Source organism: Bradyrhizobium sp. RDI18, assembly GCF_043203335.1.
Classification (GTDB): domain Bacteria; phylum Pseudomonadota; class Alphaproteobacteria; order Rhizobiales; family Xanthobacteraceae; genus Bradyrhizobium; species Bradyrhizobium retamae.
This window is the reverse complement of the sequence record NZ_JBICRN010000008.1, coordinates 1,692,846-1,707,345: the sequence shown is the minus strand read 5'-3', so window position 1 is coordinate 1,707,345 and position 14,500 is coordinate 1,692,846. Positions and strand designations below refer to the sequence as shown.

Below are 14,500 nucleotides of genomic sequence, written 5' to 3'. Positions count from 1 at the left end.
ACGGATTTAAGGAACAGCCCATGCCCCGCGTTCATGCCATCGAGAACTACCGTAACTTCGGTATTATGGCGCATATCGATGCCGGTAAGACCACGACCACCGAGCGCATCCTCTATTACACCGGCAAGAGCCACAAGATCGGCGAAGTGCACGAAGGTGCCGCGACGATGGACTGGATGGAGCAGGAGCAGGAGCGTGGCATCACGATCACCTCGGCTGCGACCACCGCGTTCTGGAACGGCAAGCGGCTGAACATCATCGATACCCCCGGCCACGTCGACTTCACCATTGAAGTCGAGCGTTCGCTGCGCGTGCTCGACGGCGCGGTATGCGTGCTCGATTCCAACCAGGGCGTCGAACCGCAGACCGAAACCGTCTGGCGCCAGGGCGACAAGTACAAGGTTCCGCGCATCGTCTTCGCCAACAAGATGGACAAGACCGGCGCCGACTTCTTCAAGTGCCTCGCCGACATCGTTGACCGCCTCGGCGCCAAGCCGATCGCGATCCAGCTTCCGATCGGCGCCGAGAACAACTTCAAGGGCCTCGTCGACCTCGTCGTCATGAAGGGCATCATCTGGAACGATGAATCGCTCGGCGCGAAGTTCGACTACGTCGACATCCCGGCCGACCTCGTCGATCAGGCCAAGGAATACCGCGAGAAGATGATCGAAGCCGCCGTCGAACTCGACGACGACGCCATGGCGGCTTACCTCGACGGCAAGGAGCCGGACGAGGCGACGCTGAAGCGCCTGATCCGCAAGGCCGTGCTGACCGGCGCGTTCTATCCGGTGCTGTGCGGCTCGGCGTTCAAGAACAAGGGTGTGCAGCCGCTGCTCGACGCCGTCGTCGACTACCTGCCGTCGCCGATCGACGTGCCCGCGATCAAGGGTACCGACGATGACGGCAATGAAGTGGTGCGCAAGGCCGACGACAAGGAGCCGCTGGCTCTGCTCGCGTTCAAGATCATGGACGACCCGTTCGTCGGCACCATCACCTTCTGCCGCATCTATTCGGGCATCCTGCAGTCGGGCACCGGGGTCATCAATTCGACCCGCGAGAAGAAAGAGCGCATCGGCCGCATGCTGTTGATGCATGCGAACAACCGCGAAGACATCAAGGAAGCCTATGCCGGCGACATCGTCGCGCTGGCTGGCCTGAAGGAAGCGCGCACCGGTGACACGCTGTGCGATCCCGACAAGCCGGTGATTCTGGAAAAGATGGAATTCCCGGAGCCGGTGATCGAAATCGCGATCGAGCCGAAGTCGAAGGCCGACCAGGAAAAGCTCGGCGTCGCGCTGGCGAAGCTCGCTGCCGAAGATCCGTCGTTCCGCGTGTCGACCGACCAGGAGTCCGGCCAGACCATCTTGAAGGGAATGGGCGAACTCCATCTCGACATCAAGGTCGACATCCTCAAGCGCACCTACAAGGTCGATGCCAACATCGGCGCGCCGCAGGTGGCGTTCCGCGAGCGCGTCACCAAGCGCGCTGAAGTCAAGTACACGCACAAGAAGCAGACCGGCGGTACCGGTCAGTTCGCCGAAGTGTCGATCATCGTGGAGCCGAACGAGCCCGGCAAGGGCTACGAGTTCGAGTCCAAGATCGTCGGCGGCGCGGTGCCGAAGGAATACATCCCCGGCGTCGAAAAGGGCCTCAACAGCGTGATGGGCTCGGGCGTGGTCGCCGGCTTCCCGGTGGTCGACGTCAAGGTTCAGCTCGTCGACGGCAAGTACCACGACGTCGACTCGTCGGCGCTGGCCTTCGAAATCGCATCGCGCGCGGCGTTCCGCGAAGCGCTGCAGAAGGGCAAGTCTGTTCTGCTCGAGCCGATCATGAAGGTCGAAGTGGTGACCCCGGAAGACTATACCGGTTCGGTCATCGGCGACCTGAATTCTCGGCGCGGCCAGATCCAGGGCCAGGACATGCGGGGCAACGCCAACGTCATCAACGCGATGGTGCCGCTCATGAACATGTTCGGGTACGTGAATAACCTGCGCTCGATGAGCCAGGGACGCGCGACCTTCACGATGCAATTCGATCACTACGCTGAAGCGCCGGCGAACGTGTCGGCAGAAGTCCAGAAGAAGTTTGCCTGATTGTCGTTGGTTGCAAGCTAACGACTGAACGGAGAGTCAAATGGCCAAAGCAAAGTTTGAACGTACTAAACCGCACTGCAACATCGGAACCATCGGTCACGTCGACCATGGCAAGACATCGCTGACCGCAGCGATCACCAAGGTGCTGGCTGAAACCGGCGGTGCGACGTTCACGGCGTACGACCAGATCGACAAGGCGCCGGAAGAGAAGGCGCGCGGCATCACCATCTCGACCGCTCACGTCGAATATGAGACGAAGAACCGCCACTACGCCCACGTCGACTGCCCCGGCCACGCCGACTATGTGAAGAACATGATCACCGGCGCCGCCCAGATGGACGGTGCGATCCTCGTCGTGTCGGCCGCCGACGGCCCGATGCCGCAGACCCGCGAGCACATCCTGCTTGCCCGTCAGGTCGGCGTTCCCGCGCTCGTCGTGTTCCTGAACAAGTGCGACATGGTCGACGATCCGGAGCTGCTCGAGCTCGTCGAGCTCGAAGTTCGCGAACTGCTCTCGAAGTATGAATTCCCGGGCGACAAGATCCCGATCATCAAGGGCTCGGCGCTCGCCGCCCTCGAAGACAAGGACAAGAAGCTCGGCCACGACGCCATCCTCGAGCTGATGCGCAATGTCGACGAATACATTCCGCAGCCGGAGCGTCCGGTCGACCAGCCGTTCCTGATGCCGGTGGAAGACGTGTTCTCGATCTCGGGCCGCGGCACCGTCGTCACCGGCCGTGTCGAGCGCGGCATCATCAAGGTCGGCGAGGAAATCGAAATCGTCGGCCTGCGCGACACCCAGAAGACCATCGTCACGGGCGTCGAAATGTTCCGCAAGCTGCTCGATCAGGGCCAGGCCGGCGACAACATCGGCGCGCTGCTCCGCGGCACCAAGCGCGAGGAAGTCGAGCGTGGCCAGGTGCTGGCGAAGCCGGGTTCGGTCAAGCCGCACACCAAGTTCAAGGCTGAGGCCTACATCCTGACCAAGGAAGAGGGCGGTCGTCACACCCCGTTCTTCACCAACTACCGGCCCCAGTTCTACTTCCGCACCACCGACGTGACCGGCGTCGTGCACCTGCCCGAAGGCACCGAGATGGTGATGCCGGGCGACAACATCGCGATGGAAGTGCACCTGATCGTGCCGATCGCGATGGAAGAAAAGCTGCGCTTCGCGATCCGCGAAGGCGGCCGCACCGTCGGCGCCGGCGTCGTCGCCGCCATCATCGAATAAGCGAATAGGGAATGGCGAGTAGCGAGTGGACCAGCTCCATTCGCTATTCGCCGCTCACCACTCGCCCTACGCGACAAAGAAAGACAAACGGCAATGAACGGCCAAAATATTCGCATCCGTCTCAAGGCGTTCGACCATCGAATCCTCGATACGTCGACCCGCGAGATCGTGAACACGGCGAAACGTACCGGTGCCCAGGTTCGCGGACCCATTCCGCTGCCCACCCGCATCGAGAAGTTCACCGTCAACCGTTCGCCACACGTCGACAAGAAGAGCCGCGAGCAATTCGAGATGCGTACCCACAAGCGCCTTCTCGACATTGTCGATCCGACCCCGCAGACCGTCGACGCTTTGATGAAGCTCGATCTGGCCGCCGGTGTCGACGTCGAGATCAAGCTCTAAGATTTTTTAGCTCGTCCGACTTTAGCGGACAGAAAGAACAGGAAGCACGCCGATGCGCTCCGGAGTGATCGCACAAAAGGTTGGGATGACGCGGGTCTTTACGGAGGCCGGCGAACATATCCCTGTGACCGTGCTGAAGCTGGGCAATTGCCAGGTGCTGGGCCACCGCACGACCGAAAAGAACGGTTACGTCGCGCTGCAGCTCGGTGCAGGTACCCGCAAGACCGTGTATCTGCCCAAGGCGGAGCGCGGCCAGTTTGCCGCGGCCAAGGTCGAGCCCAAGCGAAAAGTCGCCGAATTTCGCGTCTCGGAAGACGCGCTGATTCCGGTTGGCGCCGAGATCCAGGCGGACCATTTCGTGGTCGGCCAGTTCGTCGACGTCACCGGCACCTCGGTTGGTAAGGGCTTTGCCGGCGGCATGAAGCGCTGGAATTTCGGCGGCCTGCGCGCCACCCACGGTGTGTCGGTTTCGCACCGTTCGATCGGTTCGACCGGCGGACGCCAGGATCCCGGCAAGACCTTCAAGAACAAGAAGATGCCCGGTCACATGGGTGTCGATCGCATCACCACGCTTAATTTGCGTGTGGTGCAGACCGACGTCGAGCGCGGTCTGATTCTGGTCGAGGGTGCCGTTCCCGGCTCCAAGGGCGGCTGGATCTCGGTGCGCGACGCCGTGAAGAAGCCGTTGCCGAAGGAAGCTCCGAAGCCCGGCAAGTTTAAGGTTGCTGGCGGTGAGCAGGCTGCTGCTGCGCCGGCCGAGCAGGAGGGCGCGTGAGATGGAACTGAAAGTCACGACGCTTGAAGGTAAGGAAGCCGGATCGGTCCAGCTCTCGGACGCGATCTTCGGTCTCGAGCCACGCGCCGACATCATCCAGCGTTGCGTGCAATGGCAGCTCAACAAGCGCCAGGCCGGCACGCACAAGGCGAAGGGGCGCGCCGAAATCTGGCGCACCGGCAAGAAGATGTACAAGCAGAAGGGCACCGGCGGCGCCCGTCACGGCTCGGCCCGCGTGCCGCAGTTCCGCGGCGGTGGCCGTGCGTTCGGTCCGGTGGTTCGCTCCCACGCGACCGACCTGCCGAAGAAGGTGCGGGCGCTTGCGCTCAAGCATGCGCTGTCGGCGAAGGCCAAGGATGGCGGCCTGATCGTGATCGACAGTGCGCAGGTCAAGGAAGCCAAGACCAAGGCGCTGGTCGGCCATTTCAACGACCTTGGGCTCACCAACGCGCTGATCATCGACGGTGCCGAGCTCAACAACGGTTTCGCGACCGCGGCCCGCAACATTCCGAACATCGACGTGCTGCCGATCCAGGGCATCAACGTCTACGACATTCTGCGCCGTCAGAAGCTCGTGCTGACGAAGGCGGCAGTCGATGCGCTGGAGGCGCGCTTCAAATGAAGAATATCGATCCGCGCCATTACGACGTGATCGTGGCTCCCGTCGTCACCGAAAAGGCGACGGTGGCGTCCGAGCACAACAAGGTCGTGTTCAAGGTCGCCAGCAAGGCGACCAAGCCGCAAATCAAGGAAGCCGTCGAGAAGCTGTTCGACGTCAAGGTGAAGAGCGTGAACACCCTGGTCCGCAAGGGCAAGACCAAGGTGTTCCGCGGCAATTTCGGTTCGCAGTCGGACGTCAAGCGGGCTGTCGTGACCCTCGAAGAGGGCCACCGCATCGACGTCACCACCGGACTATAAGGCGACACAGCGATGGCATTGAAAACATACAATCCGACGACGCCGGGCCAGCGCCAACTGGTGATGGTCGACCGTTCGGCGCTCTACAAGGGCAAGCCGGTGAAGGCGCTGACCGAGGGCAAGCTCGGCAATGGCGGCCGCAACAACACCGGCCGCATCACCGTGCGTTTCCGCGGCGGCGGCCACAAGAAGGCCTATCGCCTGGTGGACTTCAAGCGGAACAAGGTCGACGTTCCCGCCGTCGTCGAGCGCCTGGAATATGATCCGAACCGCACCGCGTTCATCGCGCTGATCAAGTATCAGGACGGCGAGCAGGCCTACATCCTGGCGCCGCAGCGGCTGGCCGTGGGCGACACGGTGGTTGCCGGTAACTATGTCGACGTGAAGCCCGGCAACGTCATGCCGCTCGGCAACATGCCGGTCGGCACCATCGTCCACAACATCGAGATGAAGATCGGGAAGGGCGGCCAGATCGCCCGTTCCGCCGGCACCTACGCCCAGATCGTCGGCCGCGACCAGGAATACGTCATTCTGCGCCTGAACTCGGGCGAACAGCGCCTGGTGCACGGCCGTTGCCGCGGCACCATCGGTGCGGTGTCGAACCCCGATCACATGAACATTTCGATCGGCAAGGCCGGCCGCACCCGCTGGCTGGGCTGGCGTCCGCATAACCGCGGCGTCGTCATGAACCCGATCGACCATCCGCACGGCGGCGGCGAAGGCCGCACCTCGGGCGGCCGCCACCCGGTCACGCCGTGGGGCAAGCCGACCAAGGGCAAGAAGACCCGTTCGAATAAGTCGACCAATCGATTCATCCTCCTAAGCCGCCACAAGCGGAAGAAGTAAGGAACGCCGGACATGGTTCGTTCAGTCTGGAAAGGCCCGTTCGTCGAAGCCTCTGCTCAAGAAGGCAGATGCTGCGCGCGCGTCCGGCCGTCACGACGTCATCAAGATCTGGAGCCGCCGCTCGACCATCCTGCCGCAGTTCGTCGGCCTGGTGTTCGGCGTCTACAACGGCCAGAAGCACGTGCCGGTCTCGGTCAACGAGGAAATGGTGGGTCACAAGTTCGGCGAGTTCTCGCCGACCCGTACCTTCCATGGCCACTCTGGCGACAAGAAAGCCAAGAAGGCTTGAGGAATAGACGATGAGCAAACCAAAGCGCGAACGTAGCCTCGCGGACAACGAGGCCAAGGCAGTCGCCCGGATGCTGCGCGTCAGCCCGCAGAAGCTCAATCTTGTCGCGCAGTTGATCCGCGGCCGGAAGGCATCTGCTGCGCTCGCCGACCTGCAGTTCTCGCGCAAGCGGATCGCGGTCGACGTCAAGAAGTGCCTGGAATCGGCGATCGCGAACGCCGAGAACAACCATGACCTCGAAGTCGACGATCTCGTCGTCGCCGAGGCCCACGTCGGCAACGGCATCGTCATGAAGCGTTTTTCGCCCCGCGGCCGTGGCCGTTCGGGCCGTATCTATAAACCGTTCTCGCACCTGACCATCGTGGTTCGTCAGGTCGAGGCCGAGGCAAGCGCTTAAAGCGGCGCGGGAGAAAACGATGGGTCAAAAGATCAATCCAATCGGACTGCGTCTCGGCATCAACCGCACGTGGGATTCGCGTTGGTTCGCCGGCAAGAACGAGTACGGCAAGCTGTTGCATGAAGACGTCAAGATCCGCGAGATCCTGCACAAGGAGCTCAAGCAGGCGGCTGTCGCCCGCATCGTGATCGAGCGTCCGCACAAGAAGTGCCGCGTGACGATCCACTCGGCGCGTCCGGGCGTCGTGATCGGCAAGAAGGGCGCCGACATCGACAAGCTGCGCAAGCGGGTTGCCGACATCACGGCTTCCGACGTCGTCATCAACATCGTCGAAATCCGCAAACCCGAACTCGACGCCACCCTGGTTGCCGAATCGATCGCGCAGCAGCTCGAGCGCCGCGTCGCTTTCCGCCGCGCCATGAAGCGGGCGGTGCAATCGGCGATGCGTCTTGGCGCCGAAGGCATCCGCATCAACTGCTCGGGCCGTCTCGGCGGCGCCGAAATCGCGCGCATGGAGTGGTATCGTGAGGGCCGCGTGCCGCTGCACACGCTGCGCGCCGACGTCGATTACGGCGTGGCGACGGCGTTCACCACGTTCGGCACCTGCGGCGTCAAGGTCTGGATCTTCAAGGGCGAGATCCTCGAGCACGATCCGATGGCCCAGGACAAGAAGATGGCCGAAGGCGATACCGCGCGTCCGCGCCGCGACACCGCCGCAGCGTGAGACATTAGGAAGGTTTGAGGGCTCAAAGCCATGATGCAACCAAAGAAAACGAAGTTCCGGAAGGCGCATAAGGGCCGTATCCACGGCGTTGCGACTTCGGGTGCGACGTTGTCGTTCGGCCAGTTCGGCCTGAAGGCGATGGCGCCCGAGCGCGTCACTGCCCGCCAGATCGAAGCCGCGCGCCGCGCGCTGACCCGCCACATGAAGCGCGCCGGCCGCGTCTGGATCCGCGTGTTCCCGGACGTGCCGGTGTCGAAGAAGCCCGCCGAAGTCCGCATGGGTTCCGGCAAGGGTACGCCGGAACTGTGGGTGGCGCGGGTCAAGCCCGGCCGGGTGATTTTCGAGATCGACGGCGTCAACGTGCAGACCGCGAAGGAAGCGCTCACGCTCGCCGCCGCCAAGCTGCCGATCAAGACGCGCTTCGTCGCGCGCATTGCGGAGTAACATTCATGGCCCCGATGAAAGTTGAAGACATCCGCGCGATGAGCGACGACCAGAGGGAGGATGCCGTCCTCAATCTGAAGAAGGAACGCTTCAACCTGCGTTTCCAGCGCGCCACCGGGCAGTTGGAAAACACCTCGCGGCTGCGCGAAGCCCGCCGCGATATCGCCCGCATCAAGACCATCGCCGCGCAGGTTCGCGCGAAGAAGAAGTAAGAGGCCGTATTATGCCGAAACGTACCCTTCAGGGCGTGGTCGTGAGCGACAAGCAAGCCAAGACGGTGGTGGTGCGCGTCGATCGCCGCTTCACCCATCCGATCTACAAGAAGACGATCCGCCGCTCCAAGAACTACCACGCGCACGACGAGAACGGCGAGTTCAAGCCGGGCGACATGGTGTGGATCGAGGAGAGCAAGCCGATCTCGAAGTTGAAGCGCTGGACCGTGGTCCGGGGCGAACAGAAGAAAACCGCCTGAGATCTGTTCGGCCTGGCCGGATGAGTAATCGGGAAAATTTTAGGCGCTAATTCGAGCGCATCAGAAAGAGGACGAGGTGCATCAATGATTCAGATGCAGACCAACCTCGACGTGGCCGACAATTCAGGCGCACGCCGTGTCATGTGCATCAAGGTGCTGGGGGGCTCCAAGCGCCGCTATGCCACCGTGGGCGACGTTATCGTCGTGTCGATCAAGGAAGCGATTCCGCGCGGCAAGGTGAAGAAGGGCGACGTGATGAAGGCCGTCGTGGTGCGGGTCCGCAAGGACATCCGCCGCGCCGACGGTTCGGTCATCCGCTTCGACCGCAACGCCGCCGTCTTGATCAACAACCAGTCGGAGCCGGTCGGCACCCGTATCTTCGGGCCGGTGCCGCGCGAGCTTCGCGCCAAGAACCACATGAAAATCATCTCGCTTGCGCCGGAGGTGCTGTGATGGCTGCCAAGATCCGGAAAGGTGACAAGGTCATGGTTATGACCGGTCGCGACAAGGGTCGCACCGGCGAAGTATTCGAGGTCCGCCCCGCCGAGAACAAGGCGCTGGTGCGCGGCGTCAACATGGTGAAGCGTCACCAGAAGCAGACCCAGAACCAGGAAGGCGGCATCATCTCCAAGGAGTCGCCGATCCACCTGTCCAACCTCGCCTATGTCGGCAAGGACGGAAAGCCGACCCGCGTGGGCTTCAAGATTCAGGCTGATGGCAAGAAGGTACGCGTTGCCAAGAGCTCGGGAGCAGAGATCGATGGCTGATACCGCTTACGTGCCGCGCCTGCGCGCGGAGTATGACAAGAGCATTCGCGGCAAGCTGACCGAACAGTTCGGCTATGCCAACGTCATGCAGGTGCCGCGGCTGGACAAGGTCGTGCTCAACATGGGCGTCGGCGATGCCGTCAACGACCGCAAGAAGGCCGAGACCGCGGCTGCCGAACTGACGCAGATCGCCGGCCAGAAGGCGATCGTGACCTATTCGCGGATGGCGATTGCGACCTTCAAGCTGCGCGAGAACCAGCCGATCGGCTGCAAGGTCACGCTGCGCAAAGCGCGGATGTACGAGTTCATCGATCGCCTGGTGAACGTGGCGTTGCCGCGCGTGCGCGACTTCCGTGGCCTCAACCCGAAGAGCTTCGACGGCCGCGGCAACTACTCGCTCGGCCTCAAGGAGCACATCATTTTCCCCGAAATCGATTTCGACAAGGTTTCGGAAGCCCGCGGCATGGACATCACGGTCTGCACCACGGCGAAGACCGACGACGAGGCGCGCGCCTTGTTGACCGCATTCAATTTCCCGTTCCGGCAGTGAGACGCAGCTAAGCCTCTCAAACGCGGAAACCCAGGAGCCAAGCATGGCAAAAAAGAGTTCGATCGAGAAGAACAACCGGCGCAAGCGGATGGCCAAGAACGCCGCCCCGCAGCGTGCGAAGCTGAAGGCGATCATCGCCGACAAGACCAAGCCGATGGAAGAGCGGTTTGCGGCGACGCTGAAGCTCGCCCAGATGCCGCGCAACTCGTCGACCACGCGGATCCGCAACCGTTGCGAACTGACCGGCCGCCCGCGCTCGAACTACCGCAAGAACAAGCTTTCCCGCATCGCGCTGCGTGAACTCGGCTCCAAGGGCCTGGTTCCCGGGCTCGTGAAGTCGAGCTGGTAAGGAGGGTCGTCACGATGTCAACGCACGATCCGATCTCCGATCTCATCACCCGCATCCGCAACGCGCAGATGCGTTCGAAGTCCAAGGTCTCGACCCCGGGCTCGAAGATGCGCGCCAGCGTGCTCGAAGTGCTGAAGGCCGAGGGCTATATCCGCGGCTATGCCAGCGTGGAGCATGCCTCGGGCCGCAGCGAACTCGAGATCGAGTTGAAGTATTTCGACGGCGAGCCCGTCATTCGCGAGATCGAGCGGGTCTCGAAGCCGGGCCGCCGGGTTTACGCCTCGGTGAGGAACCTGCCGCGCGTGAACAACGGTCTCGGCATTTCGGTGTTGTCGACGCCGAAGGGAATCATGGCCGACCACGCCGCGCGAGACGCGAATGTGGGCGGCGAAGTTCTCTTCACGGTGTTCTGAGGAAGGATTTTTAGCCATGTCACGTGTTGGCAAACGGCCTGTGGCGATCCCGTCCGGTGTGACGGCGACCGTCGAGGGACAGACCGTCAAGGTGAAGGGGCCGAAGGGCCAGCTTCAGTTCGTCGTGCATGACGACGTCGAGGTGAAGTTCGAGCAGGGCGAGGTCAAGGTCGCGCCGAAGTTCAAGACCAACCGTGCGCAGGCCATGTATGGCACTGCGCGCGCGCAGGTGGCGAACCTGGTCGAGGGCGTCACCAAGGGCTTTGAGAAGAAGCTCGAGATCACCGGCGTCGGCTATCGCGCCGCGATGCAGGGCAAGAACCTGCAGCTCGCGCTCGGCTACAGCCACGACGTGGTCTATGCGATCCCGGAAGGCATCACCATCGCGGTGCCGAAGCCGACCGAGATCACGATTTCGGGCACCGATTCCCAGCGCGTCGGTCAGGTCGCCGCCGAGATCCGCGCCTACCGTCCGCCGGAGCCCTACAAGGGCAAGGGCGTGAAGTACGCCAATGAATTCATCTTCCGCAAGGAAGGCAAGAAGAAGTAACGGAGCCGGTCATGTCACTCAAGGTCACGAATGCCCGGCGCAAGCAGCGAGTGCGCAACTCGCTGCGCCGGTCCGCCAATGGACGCCCGCGTCTGTCGGTGTTCCGTTCGTCGAAGCACATCTACGCCCAGGTCATCGACGACCTGAAGGGCGAGACGCTGGCTTCCGCCTCGTCGCTGGAAAAGACCATGCGCGAGGCCGGCAACACCGGCGCCAACATCGATGCGGCCAAGGCCGTCGGCAAGCTGCTGGCGGAACGCGCCGTGAAGAACGGCGTCAAGGAAGTGGTGTTCGATCGCGGCAGCTATCTCTACCACGGGCGCGTCAAGGCGCTCGCGGACGCCGCCCGCGAAAGCGGACTGAGCTTCTAACGAAACGGTTTTGGATAATTACGAGGACAGGGGCTTTCTTCCCCTAAAGATTGGAAAACACCATGGCAGGTGAACGCGAACGCGGCGGACGCGAACGGAGCAGGGATCGCGAGGAGCGCGACAGCGAGTTCGTCGACAAGCTCGTCCACATCAATCGCGTGGCGAAGGTCGTCAAGGGCGGCAAGCGCTTCGGCTTTGCGGCGCTGGTCGTAATCGGCGACCAGAAGGGCCGGGTCGGTTTCGGCCACGGCAAGGCGCGCGAGGTGCCCGAGGCGATCCGCAAGGCGACCGAGTCGGCCAAGCGCAATCTGACGCGCGTGGCGCTGCGCGAAGGCCGCACGCTGCATCACGACATCGCCGGCCGTCACGGCGCCGGCCGCGTCTACCTGCGCGCCGCTCCGGCCGGTACCGGCATCATCGCCGGCGGCCCGATGCGCGCGGTGTTCGAGACGCTCGGCATCCAGGACGTGGTGGCGAAGTCGATCGGCTCGTCGAATCCCTACAACATGGTTCGCGCGACCTTCGACGCGCTGAAGCATCAGGATTCGCCGCGTTCGGTTGCGGCACGCCGCAACATCAAGGTGTCCACGCTGCAATCGCGCCGCGTCGGCGGCGACGCCGAAGTGGTGGCTGAGTAACCGGCGCGAATTTCAAGCGCTCTTTGGAGTTAAGACGATGGCCAAGGCCGCAAAGACGATCAAGGTCGAGCAGACCGGCAGCGCGATCCGCCGCCACCACTCGCAGCGTTCGACGCTGATCGGCCTCAAGCTCAACAAGATCGGCCGGGTTGCCGAGCTGCAGGACACCCCTGAAGTTCGCGGCATGATCAGCAAGGTTCAACATCTCGTCCGCATCGTCGGCGAGAAGTAAGCAAGGAGACAGGGCGATGAAGCTCAGCGATATCGCCGACAACGCCGGCTCGCGCAAGAAGCGCATGCGCGTCGGCCGTGGCATCGGTTCCGGCAAGGGCAAGACTTCGGGCCGCGGCGGCAAGGGCCAGACCGCGCGTTCGGGCGTGCGCATCAAGGGCTTCGAGGGCGGCCAGATGCCGCTGCATCGGCGCCTGCCGAAGCGCGGCTTCAACAACATCTTCCGGCTCGACTTTGCCGAGATCAATCTCGACCGGCTGCAGGAGGCGATCGACGCCAAGCTGGTCGACACCAAGGAAACCGTCACGGTTGAATCGCTGGTGAAGGCCGGCGTGATCCGCCGTGCCAAGGACGGCCTGCGGCTGCTCGGTCGCGGCGAACTCAAGTCCAAGCTCGCGATCGAGGTGCACGGCGCCTCGAAGTCCGCGGTTGCGGCGGTCGAGAAGGCCGGCGGCACGGTGAAGATCCTGGCCCCGGCCAAGAAGGAAGGCGAGGCGGCGTAACATCTGCGTCATGCCCGCCTGATCGCGGGCATAGACCAGTGGACTTATCGAAGCCGCGCACCAAATAATGTCCGGCGTCTACCGATTGCCCGGGAAGGGGCGTCGGCCTGGGAGGCGGCGGGAGAAAGCCTGAACATGGTCTCAGCAGCAGAACAACTTGCGGCAAACCTCAATTTCGGCGCTTTGGCCAAAGCCGACGAACTGAAGAAGCGCATCTGGTTTACGCTGGGTGCGCTGCTTGTTTATCGGCTCGGTACCTATATCCCGCTGCCCGGCATCGATCCCGCGGCCTGGGAGCAGGTGTTCAAGTCGCAGGCCGGCGGCATTCTCGGCATGTTCAACATGTTCGCTGGCGGCGGCATCAACCGCATGGCGATCTTCGCGCTGAACATCATGCCGTACATCTCGGCATCGATCATCATTCAGCTTCTGACGACGGTATCGCCCAAGCTCGAAGCCTTGAAGAAGGAAGGCGAGGCGGGCCGCAAGACCCTGAACCAGTATACCCGCTACCTCACGGTGATCCTGGCCACGTTTCAGGCCTACGGCATCGCGATCGGACTTCAGGGCGCCGGCAACGTGGTCAGCGAGCCCGGAATGTTCTTCCTGATTTCCACCACGATCACGCTGACCGGCGGCACCATGTTCCTGATGTGGCTCGGCGAGCAGATTACCTCGCGCGGCATCGGTAACGGCATTTCGCTGATTATTCTGGCCGGCATCGTTGCCGAGTTGCCTTCGGCGCTCGCCAACATGCTCGAACTGGGACGCCAGGGCGCGCTCTCGACCGGCTTGATCCTGATCGTGATCGTGATGGCGGTCGCCGTGATCGCCTTCATCGTGTTCATGGAGCGCGCACAGCGCAGGCTTCTGATCCAATATCCGAAGCGCCAGGTCGGCAACAAGATGTTCGAGGGGCAGTCCTCGCATCTGCCGCTCAAGCTCAATACCTCGGGCGTCATTCCGCCGATCTTCGCCTCGTCGCTGTTGCTGCTGCCGGCGACGGTTGCGAACTTCAACGCCGGCAAGGGGCCGGAATGGTTCCAGTGGCTCAACACCCAGCTCAGCCATGGCCGTCCGCTGTTTCTGTTCCTCTATCTGGCGCTGATCGTGTTCTTCGCCTTCTTCTACACCGCGATCGTGTTCAACCCGACCGAGACCGCCGACAATCTGAAGAAGCACGGCGGCTTCATTCCCGGCATCCGCCCGGGCGAGCGCACCGCCGAATATATCGATTACGTGCTGTCGCGCATCACGGTGCTGGGCGCGATCTATCTGGCGATCGTGTGCCTGATTCCCGAAATCCTGATTTCCTATGCCTCGGTGCCGTTCTATTTCGGCGGAACCTCGCTTCTGATCGTCGTCAGCGTGACCATGGATACGGTGGCGCAGGTGCAGGGTTATCTGTTGGCCCATCAGTATGAGGGGCTGATCCGGAAATCCAAACTGAGGGGCCGTCGCCGCTAACCAGCGGAGCGCTCTGAAATTCAATACAAGGTGTGCGGTGTTTCGCTCACCAAGCCGGGGGGCGATTAGT

General features: G+C 62.7%; 23 protein-coding genes and 1 pseudogene. All 24 read left to right on the top strand.

The annotated features are described in order from the left end of the window. Positions 1–20 precede the first annotated feature (20 nt). The gene (fusA, locus tag ACFXS9_RS17300) at positions 21–2,093 is read left to right on the top strand and encodes an elongation factor G (RefSeq protein WP_392690594.1); all 2,073 of its coding nucleotides are present in this window, start codon (positions 21–23) and stop codon (positions 2,091–2,093) included. Positions 2,094–2,133: 40 nt separating this feature from the next. Continuing rightward, positions 2,134–3,324 carry an elongation factor Tu gene (gene tuf / locus ACFXS9_RS17295; RefSeq protein ID WP_161855313.1) on the top strand — a complete coding sequence of 397 codons (1,191 nt, stop codon included), beginning with the start codon at positions 2,134–2,136 and terminating at the stop codon, positions 3,322–3,324. Positions 3,325–3,417: 93 nt separating this feature from the next. After that, entirely contained in the window at positions 3,418–3,726 is a 309-nt protein-coding gene (rpsJ, locus tag ACFXS9_RS17290) for a 30S ribosomal protein S10 (RefSeq protein WP_002712302.1), read from the top strand. Between the two features lie 52 nt (positions 3,727–3,778). Further along, positions 3,779–4,501 carry a 50S ribosomal protein L3 gene (gene rplC / locus ACFXS9_RS17285; protein WP_392690583.1) on the top strand — a complete coding sequence of 241 codons (723 nt, stop codon included), beginning with the start codon at positions 3,779–3,781 and terminating at the stop codon, positions 4,499–4,501. A gap of 1 nt (position 4,502) precedes the next feature. Continuing rightward, positions 4,503–5,123 (top strand): 50S ribosomal protein L4, encoded by a 621-nt coding sequence (gene rplD, locus ACFXS9_RS17280; RefSeq protein WP_392690581.1) that lies wholly within the window; start codon positions 4,503–4,505, stop codon positions 5,121–5,123. Beyond that, positions 5,120–5,419, top strand: a complete 300-nt coding sequence (locus tag ACFXS9_RS17275; protein ID WP_028349056.1) for a 50S ribosomal protein L23 — start codon at positions 5,120–5,122, stop codon at positions 5,417–5,419. The genes rplD and ACFXS9_RS17275 overlap by 4 nt, the downstream gene beginning before the upstream one ends. Positions 5,420–5,431: 12 nt before the next feature. After that, positions 5,432–6,265, top strand: coding sequence for a 50S ribosomal protein L2 (gene rplB, locus ACFXS9_RS17270; RefSeq protein WP_028349055.1), 834 nt, complete (start codon positions 5,432–5,434; stop codon positions 6,263–6,265). A 12-nt stretch (positions 6,266–6,277) separates the two neighbouring features. Continuing rightward, positions 6,278–6,554: pseudogene (rpsS, locus tag ACFXS9_RS17265) on the top strand (30S ribosomal protein S19). 10 nt (positions 6,555–6,564) lie between these two features. Further along, entirely contained in the window at positions 6,565–6,951 is a 387-nt protein-coding gene (gene rplV / locus ACFXS9_RS17260; RefSeq protein WP_028349054.1) for a 50S ribosomal protein L22, read from the top strand. Between the two features lie 19 nt (positions 6,952–6,970). Further along, positions 6,971–7,675 carry a 30S ribosomal protein S3 gene (gene rpsC / locus ACFXS9_RS17255; protein WP_057843581.1) on the top strand — a complete coding sequence of 235 codons (705 nt, stop codon included), beginning with the start codon at positions 6,971–6,973 and terminating at the stop codon, positions 7,673–7,675. A gap of 30 nt (positions 7,676–7,705) precedes the next feature. Beyond that, entirely contained in the window at positions 7,706–8,119 is a 414-nt protein-coding gene (gene rplP, locus ACFXS9_RS17250; RefSeq protein ID WP_057843582.1) for a 50S ribosomal protein L16, read from the top strand. A gap of 5 nt (positions 8,120–8,124) precedes the next feature. After that, positions 8,125–8,331, top strand: coding sequence for a 50S ribosomal protein L29 (rpmC, locus tag ACFXS9_RS17245; protein ID WP_028349051.1), 207 nt, complete (start codon positions 8,125–8,127; stop codon positions 8,329–8,331). An 11-nt stretch (positions 8,332–8,342) separates the two neighbouring features. Beyond that, entirely contained in the window at positions 8,343–8,591 is a 249-nt protein-coding gene (gene rpsQ, locus ACFXS9_RS17240; protein ID WP_028349050.1) for a 30S ribosomal protein S17, read from the top strand. An 84-nt stretch (positions 8,592–8,675) separates the two neighbouring features. Next, complete coding sequence (gene rplN / locus ACFXS9_RS17235) at positions 8,676–9,044, top strand: 50S ribosomal protein L14 (RefSeq protein ID WP_011473865.1); 369 nt, start codon at positions 8,676–8,678, stop codon at positions 9,042–9,044. Further along, positions 9,044–9,358, top strand: coding sequence for a 50S ribosomal protein L24 (rplX, locus tag ACFXS9_RS17230; RefSeq protein WP_392690576.1), 315 nt, complete (start codon positions 9,044–9,046; stop codon positions 9,356–9,358). The genes rplN and rplX overlap by 1 nt, the downstream gene beginning before the upstream one ends. After that, the gene (rplE, locus tag ACFXS9_RS17225) at positions 9,351–9,908 is read left to right on the top strand and encodes a 50S ribosomal protein L5 (protein ID WP_392690574.1); all 558 of its coding nucleotides are present in this window, start codon (positions 9,351–9,353) and stop codon (positions 9,906–9,908) included. The genes rplX and rplE overlap by 8 nt, the downstream gene beginning before the upstream one ends. 43 nt (positions 9,909–9,951) lie before the next feature. Then, positions 9,952–10,257, top strand: coding sequence for a 30S ribosomal protein S14 (rpsN, locus tag ACFXS9_RS17220; RefSeq protein WP_028349047.1), 306 nt, complete (start codon positions 9,952–9,954; stop codon positions 10,255–10,257). 14 nt (positions 10,258–10,271) lie between these two features. Next, positions 10,272–10,670, top strand: a complete 399-nt coding sequence (rpsH, locus tag ACFXS9_RS17215) for a 30S ribosomal protein S8 (protein ID WP_057843587.1) — start codon at positions 10,272–10,274, stop codon at positions 10,668–10,670. 16 nt (positions 10,671–10,686) lie between these two features. Then, positions 10,687–11,220, top strand: a complete 534-nt coding sequence (gene rplF / locus ACFXS9_RS17210; RefSeq protein WP_392690571.1) for a 50S ribosomal protein L6 — start codon at positions 10,687–10,689, stop codon at positions 11,218–11,220. 11 nt (positions 11,221–11,231) lie between these two features. Beyond that, a complete protein-coding gene (gene rplR, locus ACFXS9_RS17205; protein ID WP_065728824.1) occupies positions 11,232–11,591 on the top strand; it encodes a 50S ribosomal protein L18 in 360 nt (119 codons plus the stop codon). Between the two features lie 62 nt (positions 11,592–11,653). Then, positions 11,654–12,229, top strand: a complete 576-nt coding sequence (rpsE, locus tag ACFXS9_RS17200) for a 30S ribosomal protein S5 (RefSeq protein WP_028349043.1) — start codon at positions 11,654–11,656, stop codon at positions 12,227–12,229. Positions 12,230–12,266: 37 nt separating this feature from the next. Continuing rightward, positions 12,267–12,461, top strand: coding sequence for a 50S ribosomal protein L30 (gene rpmD, locus ACFXS9_RS17195; protein WP_028349042.1), 195 nt, complete (start codon positions 12,267–12,269; stop codon positions 12,459–12,461). A gap of 16 nt (positions 12,462–12,477) precedes the next feature. After that, entirely contained in the window at positions 12,478–12,963 is a 486-nt protein-coding gene (gene rplO, locus ACFXS9_RS17190) for a 50S ribosomal protein L15 (protein ID WP_057843590.1), read from the top strand. Between the two features lie 135 nt (positions 12,964–13,098). Next, on the top strand, positions 13,099–14,430 hold the full coding sequence (secY, locus tag ACFXS9_RS17185) for a preprotein translocase subunit SecY (RefSeq protein ID WP_334363355.1): 1,332 nt from the start codon (positions 13,099–13,101) through the stop codon (positions 14,428–14,430). Positions 14,431–14,500 lie beyond the last annotated feature (70 nt).

Bases quoted from the DNA above. Each gene is read 5' to 3' on its own strand.
- fusA (WP_392690594.1), top strand. From the start codon at position 21: ATGCCCCGCGTTCATGCCATCGAGAACTACCGTAACTTCGGTATTATG.
- tuf (WP_161855313.1), top strand. From the start codon at position 2,134: ATGGCCAAAGCAAAGTTTGAACGTACTAAACCGCACTGCAACATCGGA.
- rpsJ (WP_002712302.1), top strand. From the start codon at position 3,418: ATGAACGGCCAAAATATTCGCATCCGTCTCAAGGCGTTCGACCATCGA.
- rplC (WP_392690583.1), top strand. From the start codon at position 3,779: ATGCGCTCCGGAGTGATCGCACAAAAGGTTGGGATGACGCGGGTCTTT.
- rplD (WP_392690581.1), top strand. From the start codon at position 4,503: ATGGAACTGAAAGTCACGACGCTTGAAGGTAAGGAAGCCGGATCGGTC.
- ACFXS9_RS17275 (WP_028349056.1), top strand. From the start codon at position 5,120: ATGAAGAATATCGATCCGCGCCATTACGACGTGATCGTGGCTCCCGTC.
- rplB (WP_028349055.1), top strand. From the start codon at position 5,432: ATGGCATTGAAAACATACAATCCGACGACGCCGGGCCAGCGCCAACTG.
- rplV (WP_028349054.1), top strand. From the start codon at position 6,565: ATGAGCAAACCAAAGCGCGAACGTAGCCTCGCGGACAACGAGGCCAAG.
- rpsC (WP_057843581.1), top strand. From the start codon at position 6,971: ATGGGTCAAAAGATCAATCCAATCGGACTGCGTCTCGGCATCAACCGC.
- rplP (WP_057843582.1), top strand. From the start codon at position 7,706: ATGATGCAACCAAAGAAAACGAAGTTCCGGAAGGCGCATAAGGGCCGT.
- rpmC (WP_028349051.1), top strand. From the start codon at position 8,125: ATGGCCCCGATGAAAGTTGAAGACATCCGCGCGATGAGCGACGACCAG.
- rpsQ (WP_028349050.1), top strand. From the start codon at position 8,343: ATGCCGAAACGTACCCTTCAGGGCGTGGTCGTGAGCGACAAGCAAGCC.
- rplN (WP_011473865.1), top strand. From the start codon at position 8,676: ATGATTCAGATGCAGACCAACCTCGACGTGGCCGACAATTCAGGCGCA.
- rplX (WP_392690576.1), top strand. From the start codon at position 9,044: ATGGCTGCCAAGATCCGGAAAGGTGACAAGGTCATGGTTATGACCGGT.
- rplE (WP_392690574.1), top strand. From the start codon at position 9,351: ATGGCTGATACCGCTTACGTGCCGCGCCTGCGCGCGGAGTATGACAAG.
- rpsN (WP_028349047.1), top strand. From the start codon at position 9,952: ATGGCAAAAAAGAGTTCGATCGAGAAGAACAACCGGCGCAAGCGGATG.
- rpsH (WP_057843587.1), top strand. From the start codon at position 10,272: ATGTCAACGCACGATCCGATCTCCGATCTCATCACCCGCATCCGCAAC.
- rplF (WP_392690571.1), top strand. From the start codon at position 10,687: ATGTCACGTGTTGGCAAACGGCCTGTGGCGATCCCGTCCGGTGTGACG.
- rplR (WP_065728824.1), top strand. From the start codon at position 11,232: ATGTCACTCAAGGTCACGAATGCCCGGCGCAAGCAGCGAGTGCGCAAC.
- rpsE (WP_028349043.1), top strand. From the start codon at position 11,654: ATGGCAGGTGAACGCGAACGCGGCGGACGCGAACGGAGCAGGGATCGC.
- rpmD (WP_028349042.1), top strand. From the start codon at position 12,267: ATGGCCAAGGCCGCAAAGACGATCAAGGTCGAGCAGACCGGCAGCGCG.
- rplO (WP_057843590.1), top strand. From the start codon at position 12,478: ATGAAGCTCAGCGATATCGCCGACAACGCCGGCTCGCGCAAGAAGCGC.
- secY (WP_334363355.1), top strand. From the start codon at position 13,099: ATGGTCTCAGCAGCAGAACAACTTGCGGCAAACCTCAATTTCGGCGCT.